We start from the raw sequence: 14,302 nt of genomic DNA, 5'->3' as shown, positions 1-14,302 counted from the left end.
TCGCCATGATCTGTGCATCGCTGTATCGTCCGTTCTTCATCGTAAATCTCCTCAGATATCTTGCCGAGAAAATTCTACTTTTGAACACCACTGATTTTCGGGGGGATTACCGCTGCCGCTGATGATCTTATCCTGAAACTCCAGTTCGGCAAAGGCAGCGATGGCCTTCGAGCATGAACAGGCATGCATCGGGCGCACCCCGAGTCCGGGATGAACGAAGGCGCGCGCGGGATCTTCCGGCGTTTCCGCATGGATGATCTCGACCTGGCTGTTTCGAAAGCGGGCAAGAAAGACGGTTTCCCTGAAGTGACTGGCCGCAGACTTGAGCAGAGGCCCCGCCGCCTTTCTCACATCCACGTCGGACTTCCCGAGAAGGGCGATCCGGATCAGGCGCTCACCGATCACCACGCGCCCGCCGCCTGACGGGGCCTCGACAAGCCCCTGGTCCTGAAGCGTCTGGATCAGCCTGTAACAGGTCGGCTTCGGAAGCCCGGTGGCCTTCTGGATTTCGGTCGTGGAAACGGGCCGCCCTGCGACGGCAACGATTTCCAGGATGGTGATCAGGCGGTCCAGATGCATGTCGCTCGAATCATATCGCAGAAAGAGACTGATTCTCAAATTGTGATACAATTTGCGCATAAGGCAATCAGTTTCAGAAAAATTTCACAATCCGTCGCCGCGGCGAGGATGGCGGGTTGATCCGGCGCGACGATGCAGAACCGCATGCGCAGGCTGCGCGCGGGGTCCGAGGCGCGGGGCAAAGCCGGGGCCGGCGCCAATCACTGCCCGTGTTGACCAGCTATTTCAGGACGCGGCCAGGCAGGGTTGCCCGCGTGACCATCTTTATGGCGCAGTCCGCAAACACTACATTGCCGTAGGGAAAACGACAGAACGGGAGGAAGGGCAATGACCAGGATCACGGAGTACAAGGTCATATCGGCGCTCTATGCCGAGACGGACGCGGACGAGACGCATGACAGGCTCTCCAAGCAGGTGAACGATCACATCAAGAACGGATGGCAACCGTTCGGACAACTCGCTTCGGCCACGCTCGCCGAAACGCTCATATTGACACAGCCGATGGTTCGCTAACAGGAGGTGTCACAAGAATGACCTTGCGACGGCTTTTGCCGTCGGGTTGCAATACCCGGGATCTGGGCCGGGAATACGCCCGAGGGGTCCGATTCGCCGCGGGCGATGGCTTCGGCTATCACCGTTCAGAAATACTCAAATCAGATGAACGCTGTCATCTCTCTGCGCTTCGCTGACAGCACATGCGCCGGAAGGCTGCGATCCTCTTGATCGCCTCGTCCCTCGTTTCACGTGGCCTCGTCCTGCGCGACTGCGTCCATTGCCGCCAATTCGCCAAGCGTCACTGGTTTCAGGGGCGGGCGAATGCGGAAATGGCCCGTCTCGTCCGGTGTGCGCCCATTCGCATCCGCAAGGAGCGCCGACACCGTCAGACCGCAGAATCGCCCCTGGCAAGGCCCCATGCCCGCCCGCCCGAACGCCTTGGCCTGGTTCGGTCCGAGGCAGCCCAGGCTGGCATAACGGCGGATGTCTCCGGCCGTGATCTCCTCGCAACGGCAGACAATCGTGCTGTCTCCGGGCGCAAGCGCCTCGGCGCAGGGCGGATAGGCTGTATCCAGAAACGCGCGCGGCGCGCGTTCGCGCGTCAGAGCGGCCCGCAGAGGAGTGGCCTGCTCCATGCAGCCCGACGGATCGAGGCGGCCCAGTTCCTCGGCGATCTTCAGCGCGGCAAGGCCACCGGCATGTTCCGCCGCCTTCGCCCCGCCGATCCCGGCCCCGTCTCCAGCGATGAAAACGCCCGGAATGTCGCTCTGGCCCCATTCATCCACTGCCGGGACAAAGCATTTCTGCGCCCGGCTCCATGAATGACCGACACCCAGCGAACGCGCGGCCTGCGTATTCGGCACGACGCCATGATGCAGGAAAACCGTGTCGCAGACGATTCGGCGGCTGCGGCCTGCGCTGGTGAAGGTGACGGCCTCGGCCTTCGTGTCGCCCTCGATGGCGACCCCCTGCGCTCCGGTAAAGCGTGGCACGCGGGCGCGGGTGATCTCGGCCAGCATCATCATGCCCTTCAGCAGATAGGGCCACCCGCGAAGCGCCCCGCCAAGGTGCCTCATGGCGCTGATGATGTCGCCCCGGCCTTGCGTTTCGACCATGGCGGCGGGCGGCGTGCCCGCGCGGATCATCTGTGCGGCAATGAGGTAAAGCAGCGGCCCCGAGCCCACCAGCGCAGCATTGCGTGCCAGAACGCCCGATTGCTTGAGCAGGATCTGCCCGGCGCCCGCCGTCATCACGCCCGGCAGCGTCCAACCCGGCAGCGGCATTGGTCGCTCCAGCGCTCCCGTCGCCAAAAGAACATGCGAGGCGGCGATCTGTGCACCCTGCCCGTCTTGGCTGTAGGAGATGCGAAAACCTTCTTCGATGGCCCAGACCACGGCACCGGGCAAGTGGTCGATCGCATCGCGGCGCAAACCTGCGGTCAGGGTTGCGCCATGCGCGTAATCCTTGCCCAGGATATCGCCGCGCAGTGCAGCGGCGCGGTCAACATCGCGATAAATCTGCCCACCGGCGCGGAGCTGCTCGTCCAGGATGCTGACGCTCAGCCTCAGATCGGCCGCCCGCACCGCCGCGGCCATGCCTGCGGGCCCGGCACCGATGATGACAAGATCACGCCGGATCATCATGCGCCTCCGCCTCATGCGGCCGGTTGATCCGCAGCCCCTGGGATGCCTCGACCATGCAGGCCTGCCGCACGACGCCGTCGATCTCCACCAGACAGTCGAAACAGGCCCCCATCATGCAGAAGGCCGCACGCGGCGCGCCTGTGGTCTTGGTGTGGCGGAATACCTCCACGCCCGCTGCCAGAAGGGCGGCGGCAAGATTCGCGCCCTCCGTCAGGCGCAGCGGCGCGCCTTCAAAGGTGACATCGACGCACGGACCGGCGTCGGCACCTATCTCAAGAAACGGCGAAGCGGTCTTCACTGAACACCTCCAGATCCGGGGCCGCATCGGTGCCTTCCAGCCAATCAGGCATCAGACGGGCATGCGCGGCGGCCAGCGTGATGCCGCTGTGACAGGTCACGATAAATGCCCCCGGCATCGTGGCGCTTTCCTGGTAGATCGGCAGCCCGTCGGGCGACAGCACCCTCAGCGCTCCCCAGCTTCGGACAAGCTGCGCCTTGGCCAGCGCGGGATAGGCGGCGACCGCCTTGGCGGCCAGCCCCGAAAGCCCCGGCTGCGTGACCCGATCATCAAGCCCGACCTCTTCGTTGGTGGCGCCGATCTGAATGCCGCCCTCGTCGACCTGACGGGCGATGAGCGAGGGCCGGTTGATCAGCTTCGGCAGCTTCTCGGTGATTAGCACCTGTCCGCGTTGCGCACGCACCGGGGCCTTGAAACCCATGCGCGGGCCAAGTTCTGCCGCGCCAAGCCCTGCCGACAGGACGACCTTGCCTGCACCAAGCGCCGTCCCGTCTGCGCAGACAACACGAAATCCGTCAGGCTTGGTCACCTCAGTGACGGTCTTGCCGGTCAGCACGCGCCCTCCCATCCGCCGGACATCGGCCGCCAGCGCCATGAGCAGCCTGAGCGGATTCGCATGACCATCCTGATGATGCAGGATCGCCCCCACGACCCCGGGGCCGATATGGGATTCTTCCTTGCGAAGCGCATTGTGACCCAGCACCTCGTAAGGGTAATCGCCACCCAACTGCGCTTTCAGTGTCTCGTATTTGGCGACCTTGGCTTCCAGGGCCTCTTCCGAGAAATGCAGATCATAACCGCCCCTTTGTTCGAGCGGCACATCCTGACCGGTATTGGCGCCGAGTTCATTGGCGAATTCCGCCCAGATCGCGGCGGATTGCTGCGACCAGCGGGCATATCGGGGCTGGTTCACGCCCTTGGACTGGACCCAGACCAGGCCGAAATTCCCGCGGCTGGCACGGAACGACCCATCGTCACCGTCCAGAACCGTCACCGTCAGCCCGCGCCGCAAAAGGCCCCAGGCCAGCGAGAGCCCGACAACCCCGCCTCCGATGATGGCATAATCGGTGTCCATGTCCCTGCCCCGATAGTAAAAGAAACGGGCGGGGCGGCAAGAACCGCCCTGCCCCATGCTGGCTCAGTTGGATGCGGCGGCAACCTTGTCAAGGATCGCCTGGCCCCAATCGGCGCCCACATCCTCCAGAACGGCGGGCCAGACATCGGCGCGGGTTTTCTCGGCCATGGCTGCCAGATCCTGCTCGCTCAATTCAACGACGGTCGCGCCCAGCTCGTCAACCAGACGCTGCTCGTTGCGGCCCTGATCGGCCTCGGCCACATCCCAGCGGGTCGCCTCGAAGGCCGCCGCCTGTTCCTTCAGTGCGGCCTGATCCTCATCCGACAGGCCGGCAAGGCTCTCGTTCGAGATGATCATGTACCAGACCTCGAAATGGGTGTTGGCGGGAATGTAGGTCTTGGTCACGTCGCGGAACGAGGCGTAATATCCCTCGGCGCCCGACCCGATCACACCATCGACCACGCCGGTCTGTACGGCCGTGAAGGCCTCCGAGAACGGGATCGGCGAGGGAATGTAACCCAGCGCCTCGCCGGTCAGCTGAAAGGACTTGATGCCCGGCACGCGCACCTTGATGCCATTTGCTTCGACCGAACCCGCCCCGGGATGTTCGACATTGAGCGAGATACCACCGAAATACACGGGATAAGCCGCCAGCATGGTGATGTCCTGCTCGGCGTAAAGCCCGGCCATCACCTCGCGCACGACACCGCCGGGGCCATAGACCGCGCGGGCCTGGTCCCAGTTGCCGGCCAGATAGGGGAAAGAGCTGATCTGCATGCGCCGGTCGGCGGCAGTCGCCGCAGGCTGGGTAGCCATGTCGATGGCGCCGACACTGACGCGTTCCTGCACCGTGGTGTAGTCGCCCAGCGCCGAGGCCGGGAAGATATTGACCTTGACGTCGCCGCCCGTGGCCTCATCCACTGCGGCCGAGAACGCGCGCAACTCCACGTCGATAGTGGCGTCCTGGGGGCGCACATGGCTCATCTTCAGGTCCTGCGCCTGCACGAAGGTTCCAAACGCCATCAGTGCGGCGGTAGCGGTTGTCAGAAAGGCATGTTTCATTTTGGTTTTCTCCTTGTTGGATTTTTTTGCTAGGGCTTGATCAGGGCGCCACGTCATAACCGAAGAAACGCGGCAGAAAGAGCGACAGGTCCGGCCAGAGCGAGGTCAGGAAGACCACCGGCACATAACCGAACAGGATCAGCTTCATCGCGGGCGGGATGACCTTCGTCACCTTCACCTTGCCGATCCGCGCTCCCAGGTAGAGGATCGAGGCATAGGGCGGTGTCACCCCGCCCATCGCGGTATTGACCCCCATGATCGCCGCGAATTGCACCGGGCTGACGCCGATGGCGTTCATCAGGGGCAACAGCAGCGGTGCGATCAGAATGATCGCGGTCACGTCATTGACCACCATGCCCACCATGAACAGCAGGATATTGATCATGATCAGCAACAGGACCTTGTTTTCGGTAATTGCGAAAATCCCCTGCACCAGTTGCTGGGGGATGCTTTCATAGACGAACATCTGCGACAGGATCATCGAGAACAGGATCATCAGCATGATCGCGCCCACGGCGGTTGCGGCTTCCTTGCCCGCCGAAAGGAAATTGGACAGCCTCAAACCTTTGTAGATCAGAAAGCCGACGGGCACGGCATAAATCACCGCCACGGCCGCAGCCTCGGTCGGGGTCATGACGCCGCCATAGATGCCGCCCAGGATGATCACCGGCATCAGCAGCGCGGGAAAGGCATGAAACCCGCGCCGGGCGACCTCGCCCGAGAGTTCCGAGAAGGAAGGCTTTTCATCCAGCATAAGGTCGAACTTGCGCGACATCACCAGGTTTATCACCGAGAACGCGAACATGATCAGCAGGCCGGGACCCAGCGTCGCCAGAAAACAGGCCAGGATTGAGGTATCGGTGACCCAGCCGTAAACGATCATCGTAACCGATGGCGGAATGAGCAGGCCAAGAATCGATGAATTGGCAATCAGTGCGGTGGCGTATTCGCGCGGATAGCCACGCTTTTCCATTTCGGGGATCAGCAGCGGGCCGATGGCGGCAATACCAGTGAGACCCGAGCCCGAGATCGCCCCGATCACCGCGCAGGATACGGCTGCAACCACCCCCAGACCGCCGCGGACGTGGCCGATGAAGGCGTTCACGAAGCGCAGAAGCGACGCGGCAATCCCGCTTTCGGACATGATTGTCCCGGCCAGCACGAACAGCGGAATCGCCAACAGCACCGGATTGCCAAGCTGTTGGAACCCCCAAAGCATCATGCCTTTCATCGTCACGTCGCCGAAGAAATACATCACCATCAGCGCGGCGCCGAAACAGTAGGGCAGCGGCACGCCCAGCGTAAGGGTGATCACCAGGAGGGCGATGGCGAAAAGCGCGATCTCGATCATACCATTTCCCCCCTGCCGCGCAGGCTGCGGATGTGGCACCAAAGGTGCCATGCCGTGTAGACCATCATCAGTCCAAGCCCGATCAGCAACGCGACATCGGAATAGAATGTCGGTATGTAGAGCGTCGGGCTTTCGCGCCAGACTCGCCAGGCATAGCGCGTGTAATCCCACGCCCAGGAGAGCAGCCAAAGCCCGACGATCAGGCTGATGATCTCACCTAGAATGGCAAGAATCGTGTGACCCCGCTCGGTCGTGATAAAGATCTCAAGCACGTTCGCGCGGATATGCGTGTTCTCGCGCGATGCGTTGACCGACCCGAGGATATAAAGCCACAAGGTCGGGTAAAGCATCGTCTCTTCAAGCCCCATCACGGGGACCTGCAACACATAGCGTGTAATGACCTGCACGAACTGGCCCAGGGCCACGATGCAGATCAGGGCTGTCAGCAGGTATTTGGCGAAAGTGTCCATCGGTCCCCCTCGCCCACGCGTTGTCCGCGTTAGGCTTTGATCCATAACACTGGACATCATCCATAAAATCAATTTCATAATATCTTTAAAGCCATTGATTGGATTTATACCCAATGCATCTCACGCTCCGGCAACTCGCCACCTTTAGGGAAGTCATGCGCTCGGGCTCGATCAGTCAGGCCGCGCGCGCCGTCAGCCGCACCCAGCCGGCGGTATCGACGCTGGTACAGTCGCTGGAGGGTCAGCTTGGTTTTGCTCTCTTCGTGCGCGAACAGGGCAAACTCACGCCGACACCCGAGGCGCATTTCTTTCTCGAGGAATGCGAGGAGATTCTCAGCCGGGTCGAACGCGCCGAACGCACGCTCGAACGGATCGGTACGCTTCAGTCGGGCAAGTTGCAGGTGGCGTGCCACCCGGCGGCCTCCAGCGTGCTTCTGCCCAAGCTCATGACACGGTTTCTCGACGGGCGCGACGACCTTGACGTATCCCTGATCATGCGCTCCTCGGATATCATCGAGGATCTGATCGCATCACAGCAATTCGATATCGGTTTTTCGGAAACGCCCCGGCCCCGCGCCTCGATCCGGCAGACCGATTACGATCTCGAATGCGTCTGCATCCTGCCCGCCGATGATCCTCTGGCCCAGTCAGACACGATCACCCCCGCCGATCTCGACGGGCGCCCAATGGCCGTGCTCTTTGACGAGCACCGAACAGCCGTCCAGACAGAGGCCGCGTTTCGCGCCGCGGGGTGCCGGTTCAAGAAACGGCTGGAGCTGCGCACCTTCCTGCCTGGTCTTCAGTTCGTCGCGGCGGGTGTCTGCGTGATGGTCTGCGACATGATCACCGCCTACAGCCACCTTCTCGAGGCCCCGGAAGGCGCGCGCCTGTCGATCCGGCGTTTCAGGCCGCGCATCTCGAACAGTGTCTCGATCCTCACACCCGGCTACGCCACGCAATCAATGGCCGGGCGCGCCTTCATCCGCGAACTGGAAACCGCCGTGGACCGGATGCAGGTCGAGATCAACCACGTCTTGGCGCCGGGTTGACGCCACGCTCCGCGCTAAAGCGCCAGCAGCAGCGGAACGAAGGCGATCAGCAGATAGACCACGATCAGCACCAGCAGATAGGGCAGCACCGCGCGGGCGATCCTTTCGATCGGTACATTGGCCGTGGTCGAGGCCACGAACAGATTGATCGCCACCGGCGGCGTTACCATGCCGATGGCCAGCCCCACGACGATGATGATCCCGAAATGCACCGTGTCGATCCCCAGCTGCGCCGCCAGCGGCAACAGCATCGGCGTCAGGATGATCAGCGCGCTCGCGGTTTCCAGGAACACGCCGGTGATCAGGATCAGCGCCATGATCAGGATCAGCAGCACGTAGATATTCCCCGACAGCGCCAGTGCGAAGGATGCGATCGCCCCCGGCACCTGCCAGCTGGCCAGTGCCCAGCTCAGCACCGAGGAGGCGGCAATCACAAACATGATGACGGCCGTGGTCACCCCGGCGCGCAGCACGATCCGGTAAAGCCCGCTCAGCGTCAGATCGCGGTAGATGAAGACCGAAACGAAGACGGCATAATTCACCGCCACCACCGCCGCTTCGCTGGGGGTGAAGATGCCCGAAAAGATGCCCCCGAGAATGATCAGCGGCGCCATCAGGCCCCAGCTTGCCGAAATCAGCGTGCGCCCGATGGTGGCCAGCGACAATGCCGTGCCACGCGGATAGGCGCGCCTGTGGCCCTGAATGAGCGCGACGGCGATCAGCCCCACACCCATGGCAAGGCCGGGAATGAAGCCGTTCAGGAACAGCTCCTTCACCGATTCCTGCGCAATCACCGCGTAGATGATGATCGGCACCGATGGCGGAATGACCACCCCGATCGTGCCCGATGCGGCGATCAGCGACGCCGCCGAAGCCGGGTCATACCCCTTGCGCTTCAACTCGGGCACAAGGCTTGCGCCCACCGCCGCCGTGGTCGCCGCCCCCGAGCCCGAAATCGCGGCAAAGAACATGCCCGCCAGCACCGACACCACCGACAGACCGCCCTTGATGAAACCGAACATGCTGTCGGCAAAGGCCACCAGCCGCCTGGAGATCTCGCCCTGCGCCATGATATCCCCGGCCAGCACGAACATCGGCACCGCCACCAGCGCAAAGCTGTTGATCCCCGAGAACATCTGCTGTGGCACCACCATCAGCGGCACGCCCCCGAGCTTGAGCGCGCTCATCGCCGCCGCCCCGATGACGATGGCGACGGGCAGGCCCATGAGCAGAAACAGGATGAACAGACCGGCCAGCACCAGGCTCATTCCAGCCCCTCCGGCACCGCAGCGACACCGCGCGGCTCCTGTCCCGCCAGCAGGCGGATCAGATCGATCATCGACAGAGCCGCCATGATCGCGGCGCAGACCGGCATTACCGCATAGACCAACCCCATGGACATGCGCAGCGACGGCGATTTCTGGAAACTCTGTATCCCCATGTAACGCCAGCCAATCACCGCCAGCGTGACCAGAAACGCGATCGCCACCAGCATCCCCGCGCCCGACACGACCCGACGCAGGCGCTCCGGCAGGCTGTCACGCAATAGCGTGACAGCGATATGCCGGCCTTGTTGGTAGGCCAGAGTGGCACCCAGAAAGGTGATCCAGATCAGCAGGAAACGGGCGACTTCCTCGGTCCAGCTGACCGAGGTGAACGCCACCCGCGACACGATCTGCAACGTGATCACCCCGGTCAGCGCGACCATCCCCGCGAACACCACGGGGCCAAGTATCGCGCCGACCATCCGGTCGATCCACTCCAGCAGTTTCAGCATCTTACTTCAGCGCGTCCTGGATGCGCGTCAGGTAATCGCCGAACCTCGTGCCATATTTCTCATAGACCGGCGCGACCGCTTCGGAAAACGCCGCAAGGTCGGCATCGTCCACGATCTCCATCCCCGAATCGCGCAGCGCCTGAAGCTGCTCACTCTGCTGCTCGGCATTGAGCGCGCGTTCATATTCGGCGGCGTCCTGTGCGGCCTGAACGACGATCTCCTGCGCTTCGGGCGACAGTTTCTGCCAGACCGGCATGCCCATCACGAAGATCGCCGGCGCGTAGCTGTGGCGCGTCATCGTCATGTTGGTCTGGGTCTCGTTCAACTTGAAGGAATAGACCACGCCCACCGGGTTTTCCTGCCCGTCGATGGTGCCTTGCTGCATCGCGGTCAGCGCCTCGGTCCAGGCCATGGGGATGGCATCGGCACCCAGTTCGCGGAACGTGTCGATGTAAACGGGGTTCTCCATCACGCGAATCTTCAGGCCCTCGATATCCTCGGGGCTGCGTACCGCGCGCTCGGAATTGGTCAGGTTGCGAAAGCCACGCTCGGCATAGGCCAGACCCTTGAGGTTCACTTCCGACAGACGGTCGAGAAGCTCCTGACCGATCGGCCCGTCAAGCACCTCATAGGCCTTCTCGGCCGAGGGGAACAGGAAGGGCAGTTCGAACACCGCCATATCCTCAAGGAAATTCGATACCGGACCGTTGGTGATCACGCCCATATCCACGGTGCCGATCTGCATGCCCTCCAAGAGGGTGCGTTCGTCCCCCAGTGTCGCGTTGGGGAATATCTCGACGCTGATCGCCCCGTCCGAGCGTTCACCGACAAGCTCCTTGAACTTGGTGGCAGCGGCGTGAAAGCCGTCCTGCTCGTTCACCACATGCGCAAGGCGCAAGTTCACCGGCTCGATCTCGGCGGCCAAAGGCAGGGCGCTCGCGGCCAGACCGAACCCTGCCACAACGGCGGAACGGACCATCGTTTTCAAATCATTCATCTTGTTTCCTCCTGAAACCAATCGCGAACGGCGCTTCTTGCGCCCGGGTGCTGCGTTCCGGGATCGGAGATTTCGGCCAAGCCCGGATCAGCGTCTCTCATGTGCTGAAACCCTATGCAAAACGCAGCTTTATTACGCTTAAACGTGAAAGCTGACGGGGATTCAAGGGACTCTTGCGGGGGCGCCAAACGGTGCTTGCCTTGCCTTGCCCCCGCCTTTGGCGCGCCGCGCTCAAAATGCCTGCGTCGCCGCTACGGCGCGTTTCCAGGCGTCATATTTTCGCGCGCGCTCATCCCCTTCCATCGCCGGGGTGAACTGGCGCTCCAGCGCCCATGTCTTGGCGAATTCCGCCGCATCCGGGTAAAGCCCGGATTGCATCCCCGCCAGCCACGCCGCGCCCAGCGCCGTGGTTTCCAGAACCTCGGGGCGATCCACCGGCGCGTCAATGATGTCCGAAAGAAACTGCATGGTCCAATCCGATGCGCTCATGCCGCCATCGACGCGAAGGACCGCATCGCCCTGCCCGGCCCAATCGCTTCGCATCGCCTCCAACAGGTCGCGGGTCTGGAACCCGACACTTTCCAGCGCGGCGCGGGCAAACTCCTCGGGGCGCGAATTGCGCGTCAGGCCGAATACCGCGCCCCGGCATTCGGCGTTCCAGTAGGGCGCGCCAAGCCCGGTAAAGGCCGGCACCAGCACCACGTTCTGGCCGGGATCGGCCTGTTGCGCCAGCGGCTGCGTTTCCCTGGCCTCGCGGATGATCCTCAACCCGTCGCGCAGCCATTGCACCACCGCTCCCGCGATGAAGATCGAGCCCTCCAGCGCATAAGTCGGCTTGCCGTCAAGCTGATAGGCGATGGTCGTCAGCAGGCGGTTTTGCGATGTCACCGGCGTGTCCCCGGTATTGAGCAGCGCGAAACAGCCCGTGCCATAGGTCGATTTCATCATTCCGGGCTGGAAACAGGCCTGCCCCAGCGTCGCCGCCTGTTGGTCCCCGGCGACCCCGCGAATGGGAATCTCGCGCCCGAACAGATCGTCGCGCACCATGCCGAAATCGCCCGCGCTGTCGCGCACCTCAGGCAGCATACCCATCGGGATATCCAGCATTTCGCAGATAGTGCTGCTCCAGCGCGCCTTGCGGATGTCGTATAGAAGGGTGCGTGCGGCGTTGGTCGCATCCGTCGCATGCAGCTTGCCGCCGGTCAGCTTCCAGATCAGAAAGCTGTCGACCGTACCGAACAGCAACTCGCCCCTTTCGGCGCGCGCGCGGGCGCCCTCCACATTGTCGAGTATCCATTTCAGCTTGGTTCCCGAGAAATACGGGTCCAGCAAAAGCCCCGTGCGTTGGCGCACCGCCGCCTCATGCCCCGCATCGCGCAGATCGCGGCACAGCTCGGCGGTGCGCCGGTCCTGCCAGACGATCGCGTTGTGAACCGGCGCGCCGGTTTTCCGGTCCCAGACCAGCGTGGTTTCGCGCTGATTGGTGATGCCGATGGCGGCGATATCCGCCACCGTCAGCCCGGCCCGCTCGATCACCGCGCGGCAGGTGCCCGCGATAGTCGACCAGAGGTCATTGGGGTCATGCTCGACCCAGCCCGATTCGGGATAGATCTGGGGGAATTCCTCCTGCGCGGTGGCCTTGAGGCGCATTTGATCGTCGAAAATGATGGCGCGGCTCGATGTGGTGCCCTGGTCGATCGCAAGGATATGGCTCATGTCTCTCCTCCGGCGGCGGCAGGCTCATTATGGCGCGGCCTGCGCTGCTCGGCCATCCATGCGTCCAGCGCGGTGATCTCGCTTGCGCTCATCCGCAGCCCCAGCTTGCTGCGCCGCCAGAGCACGTCCTCGGCGCAGCGCGCATATTCGCGGCGCATCAGCCACTCCACCTCGCGCTGATGCAGGGTCGCGCCGAAATCCCGGCCCAGATCGCCCGCCTTGCGCGCATCGCCCAGCACCTCGCCCGCCTCGGTGCCATAGGCCCTGATCAGCCGTCCGGCCCAGCCCGCATCAAGAAACGGATAGGTCTCACAAAGTTCCTCGATCAGACGCGCCACGGCATCGACCTCGAAAGCGCCCCCCGGCAGCGCCATCCCCGCCGTCCAGTCACGTTGCAGCCCCTGGAAGAACGGCGACAGGTTGCCCATCGCCGCCTCGGCGAGCTTGCGATAGGTGGTGATCTTGCCGCCGAAGACATTGAGCAACGGCACCCCGTCCCCCGGCTCGAGCTTGAGCACGTAATCGCGTGTCGCCGCCGTCGCCGATGCCGCGCCGTCATCATAAAGCGGCCGCACACCCGAATAGCTCCAGACGATATCCTCCCGCGTCACCGGCCGCGCGAAATATTCCGACGCGAAACGGCACAGGTATTCGGCCTCTTCTTTTGTGCAGACCGGCGGGGTCGCTGGGTCCTCGTGCTCGGCGTCGGTGGTGCCGATCAACGTGAAATCCCCCTCATAGGGGATCGCGAATATGATCCGCCCGTCACCCCCCTGAAAGAAATAACTGCGGTCGTGATCGAAAAGCCGCCTCGTCACGATATGGCTGCCCCTGACCAGCCGCACAGCCTGCCCTGCATCGCCGTTCCGCCCAAGCGCGTCGTGGATCACCTTGCCCACCCATGGGCCGCCCGCATTGACCAGCGCGCGCGCCCGCGTGGTGCTGACCTCGCCGGTCTCGCCATCCTCAAGCGTGACCGCCCAGACCCCGCCCTCGCGGCGCGCCGACACCACCTTGACGCGGGTGCGAATGGCCGCACCCCGCGCCGCCGCATCGCGCGCATTCAGCACCACGAGGCGGCTATCCTCGATCCAGCAATCGGAATATTCGAAGGCGCGCCTGAACTTGCCCTTCAACGCAACGCCCGCGCGATCCGTCGTCAGGTCCACCGCCCGCGTGCCCCGCAATATGTCCCGCCCGCCCATATGATCATAGATGAACAGCCCCAGCCGGATCATCCATGCCGGCCGCCGCCCCTTCATCCAGGGCATCACCCGGTTGAGCAGCTTGGACGCCGGCGTCTCGCCCTCGAAACGCATCCCCTCATGCAGCGGCAAGACGAAGCGCATCGGCCAGCTGATATGGGGCATTGCCCGCAACAGCGTTTCGCGTTCGATTAACGCCTCTCGCACCAGCCGGAATTCGAAATACTCGAGATAGCGCAACCCACCGTGAAACAGCTTGGTCGAGGCCGATGACGTGGCCGAGGCCAGGTCGTTCATCTCCGCCAGCTCCACGCTCAAGCCCCGCCCCGCCGCGTCGCGCGCGATGCCACAGCCATTGATCCCGCCGCCGATCACGAAAAGATCGACCGGATCCTTGCCCCGCGCTGCTTCCACCTGCCGTCCTTTCACTGCCATGCCGATGCGCTGACGCAAGCATGGCCCGCCTGACAGAGTCAATCCGAATCCTTCGTTTAGGTTCGTTTTGATTAAATTTATGTTCTAAATTTCGCTATATCGCATCCATTTATCAAGTTTTTCTTGCCATTCTGCCATATACGAACATAA

At 63.0% G+C, this 14,302-nt stretch carries 14 protein-coding genes; 2 read left to right on the top strand and 12 right to left on the bottom strand.

The features are described 5' to 3' along the window. Positions 1–51: 51 nt before the first annotated feature. Positions 52–579 (bottom strand): IclR family transcriptional regulator, encoded by a 528-nt coding sequence (locus N5A93_RS09395; RefSeq protein WP_268954827.1) that lies wholly within the window; start codon positions 577–579, stop codon positions 52–54. 327 nt (positions 580–906) lie between these two features. Here N5A93_RS09395 and N5A93_RS09390 point away from each other — a divergent pair, with 327 nt between their 5' ends. Next, the gene (locus tag N5A93_RS09390; RefSeq protein WP_268954826.1) at positions 907–1,092 is read left to right on the top strand and encodes a DUF1737 domain-containing protein; all 186 of its coding nucleotides are present in this window, start codon (positions 907–909) and stop codon (positions 1,090–1,092) included. A gap of 227 nt (positions 1,093–1,319) precedes the next feature. Here N5A93_RS09390 and N5A93_RS09385 read toward each other — a convergent pair whose 3' ends face one another. The 6 genes from N5A93_RS09385 to N5A93_RS09360 form a co-directional block, all read right to left on the bottom strand. Next, positions 1,320–2,714: an FAD/NAD(P)-dependent oxidoreductase gene (locus tag N5A93_RS09385; protein WP_268954825.1), complete on the bottom strand. Its 1,395-nt coding sequence runs from the start codon at positions 2,712–2,714 to the stop codon at positions 1,320–1,322. Beyond that, a complete protein-coding gene (locus N5A93_RS09380) occupies positions 2,701–3,015 on the bottom strand; it encodes a 2Fe-2S iron-sulfur cluster-binding protein (protein WP_268954824.1) in 315 nt (104 codons plus the stop codon). Before N5A93_RS09380 ends, N5A93_RS09385 begins: the two co-directional genes overlap by 14 nt. Then, on the bottom strand, positions 2,990–4,090 hold the full coding sequence (locus N5A93_RS09375) for an NAD(P)/FAD-dependent oxidoreductase (protein WP_268954823.1): 1,101 nt from the start codon (positions 4,088–4,090) through the stop codon (positions 2,990–2,992). Before N5A93_RS09375 ends, N5A93_RS09380 begins: the two co-directional genes overlap by 26 nt. Positions 4,091–4,153: 63 nt before the next feature. Next, positions 4,154–5,152 carry a TRAP transporter substrate-binding protein DctP gene (dctP, locus tag N5A93_RS09370; protein ID WP_268954822.1) on the bottom strand — a complete coding sequence of 333 codons (999 nt, stop codon included), beginning with the start codon at positions 5,150–5,152 and terminating at the stop codon, positions 4,154–4,156. A 40-nt stretch (positions 5,153–5,192) separates the two neighbouring features. Further along, complete coding sequence (locus tag N5A93_RS09365; protein ID WP_268954821.1) at positions 5,193–6,503, bottom strand: TRAP transporter large permease; 1,311 nt, start codon at positions 6,501–6,503, stop codon at positions 5,193–5,195. Continuing rightward, the gene (locus N5A93_RS09360) at positions 6,500–6,973 is read right to left on the bottom strand and encodes a TRAP transporter small permease (protein ID WP_268954820.1); all 474 of its coding nucleotides are present in this window, start codon (positions 6,971–6,973) and stop codon (positions 6,500–6,502) included. Before N5A93_RS09360 ends, N5A93_RS09365 begins: the two co-directional genes overlap by 4 nt. Before the next feature lie 113 nt (positions 6,974–7,086). On the opposite strand from N5A93_RS09360, the gene N5A93_RS09355 reads away from it, so the two are divergent. Beyond that, positions 7,087–8,022 (top strand): LysR family transcriptional regulator, encoded by a 936-nt coding sequence (locus N5A93_RS09355; protein WP_268954819.1) that lies wholly within the window; start codon positions 7,087–7,089, stop codon positions 8,020–8,022. 14 nt (positions 8,023–8,036) lie between these two features. Here N5A93_RS09355 and N5A93_RS09350 read toward each other — a convergent pair whose 3' ends face one another. The 5 genes from N5A93_RS09350 to glpD all read right to left on the bottom strand — a co-directional run bounded on the left by N5A93_RS09350 (position 8,037) and on the right by glpD (position 14,152). Next, positions 8,037–9,290, bottom strand: coding sequence for a TRAP transporter large permease (locus tag N5A93_RS09350; protein WP_268954818.1), 1,254 nt, complete (start codon positions 9,288–9,290; stop codon positions 8,037–8,039). Next, positions 9,287–9,799: a TRAP transporter small permease gene (locus tag N5A93_RS09345; protein WP_268954817.1), complete on the bottom strand. Its 513-nt coding sequence runs from the start codon at positions 9,797–9,799 to the stop codon at positions 9,287–9,289. The genes N5A93_RS09350 and N5A93_RS09345 overlap by 4 nt, the downstream gene beginning before the upstream one ends. Position 9,800: 1 nt before the next feature. Beyond that, a complete protein-coding gene (locus N5A93_RS09340) occupies positions 9,801–10,796 on the bottom strand; it encodes a TRAP transporter substrate-binding protein (protein ID WP_268954816.1) in 996 nt (331 codons plus the stop codon). A 231-nt stretch (positions 10,797–11,027) separates the two neighbouring features. Beyond that, positions 11,028–12,512, bottom strand: a complete 1,485-nt coding sequence (gene glpK, locus N5A93_RS09335; protein ID WP_268954815.1) for a glycerol kinase GlpK — start codon at positions 12,510–12,512, stop codon at positions 11,028–11,030. Continuing rightward, on the bottom strand, positions 12,509–14,152 hold the full coding sequence (gene glpD / locus N5A93_RS09330; protein ID WP_268954814.1) for a glycerol-3-phosphate dehydrogenase: 1,644 nt from the start codon (positions 14,150–14,152) through the stop codon (positions 12,509–12,511). The genes glpK and glpD overlap by 4 nt, the downstream gene beginning before the upstream one ends. Positions 14,153–14,302 lie beyond the last annotated feature (150 nt).

The organism is Roseovarius salincola, from assembly GCF_026891095.1.
Taxonomy (GTDB): Bacteria; Pseudomonadota; Alphaproteobacteria; order Rhodobacterales; family Rhodobacteraceae; genus Roseovarius; species Roseovarius salincola.
Note: the sequence above shows the minus strand (reverse complement) of the source record. Positions and strands in the feature narration are given on the sequence as shown.

Bases quoted from the DNA above. Each gene is read 5' to 3' on its own strand.
- N5A93_RS09345 (WP_268954817.1), bottom strand. From the start codon at position 9,799: ATGCTGAAACTGCTGGAGTGGATCGACCGGATGGTCGGCGCGATACTT.
- N5A93_RS09355 (WP_268954819.1), top strand. From the start codon at position 7,087: ATGCATCTCACGCTCCGGCAACTCGCCACCTTTAGGGAAGTCATGCGC.
- N5A93_RS09385 (WP_268954825.1), bottom strand. From the start codon at position 2,714: ATGATCCGGCGTGATCTTGTCATCATCGGTGCCGGGCCCGCAGGCATG.
- glpD (WP_268954814.1), bottom strand. From the start codon at position 14,152: ATGGCAGTGAAAGGACGGCAGGTGGAAGCAGCGCGGGGCAAGGATCCG.
- N5A93_RS09360 (WP_268954820.1), bottom strand. From the start codon at position 6,973: ATGGACACTTTCGCCAAATACCTGCTGACAGCCCTGATCTGCATCGTG.
- N5A93_RS09395 (WP_268954827.1), bottom strand. From the start codon at position 579: ATGCATCTGGACCGCCTGATCACCATCCTGGAAATCGTTGCCGTCGCA.
- glpK (WP_268954815.1), bottom strand. From the start codon at position 12,512: ATGAGCCATATCCTTGCGATCGACCAGGGCACCACATCGAGCCGCGCC.
- N5A93_RS09390 (WP_268954826.1), top strand. From the start codon at position 907: ATGACCAGGATCACGGAGTACAAGGTCATATCGGCGCTCTATGCCGAG.
- N5A93_RS09375 (WP_268954823.1), bottom strand. From the start codon at position 4,090: ATGGACACCGATTATGCCATCATCGGAGGCGGGGTTGTCGGGCTCTCG.
- dctP (WP_268954822.1), bottom strand. From the start codon at position 5,152: ATGAAACATGCCTTTCTGACAACCGCTACCGCCGCACTGATGGCGTTT.
- N5A93_RS09340 (WP_268954816.1), bottom strand. From the start codon at position 10,796: ATGAATGATTTGAAAACGATGGTCCGTTCCGCCGTTGTGGCAGGGTTC.
- N5A93_RS09350 (WP_268954818.1), bottom strand. From the start codon at position 9,290: ATGAGCCTGGTGCTGGCCGGTCTGTTCATCCTGTTTCTGCTCATGGGC.
- N5A93_RS09365 (WP_268954821.1), bottom strand. From the start codon at position 6,503: ATGATCGAGATCGCGCTTTTCGCCATCGCCCTCCTGGTGATCACCCTT.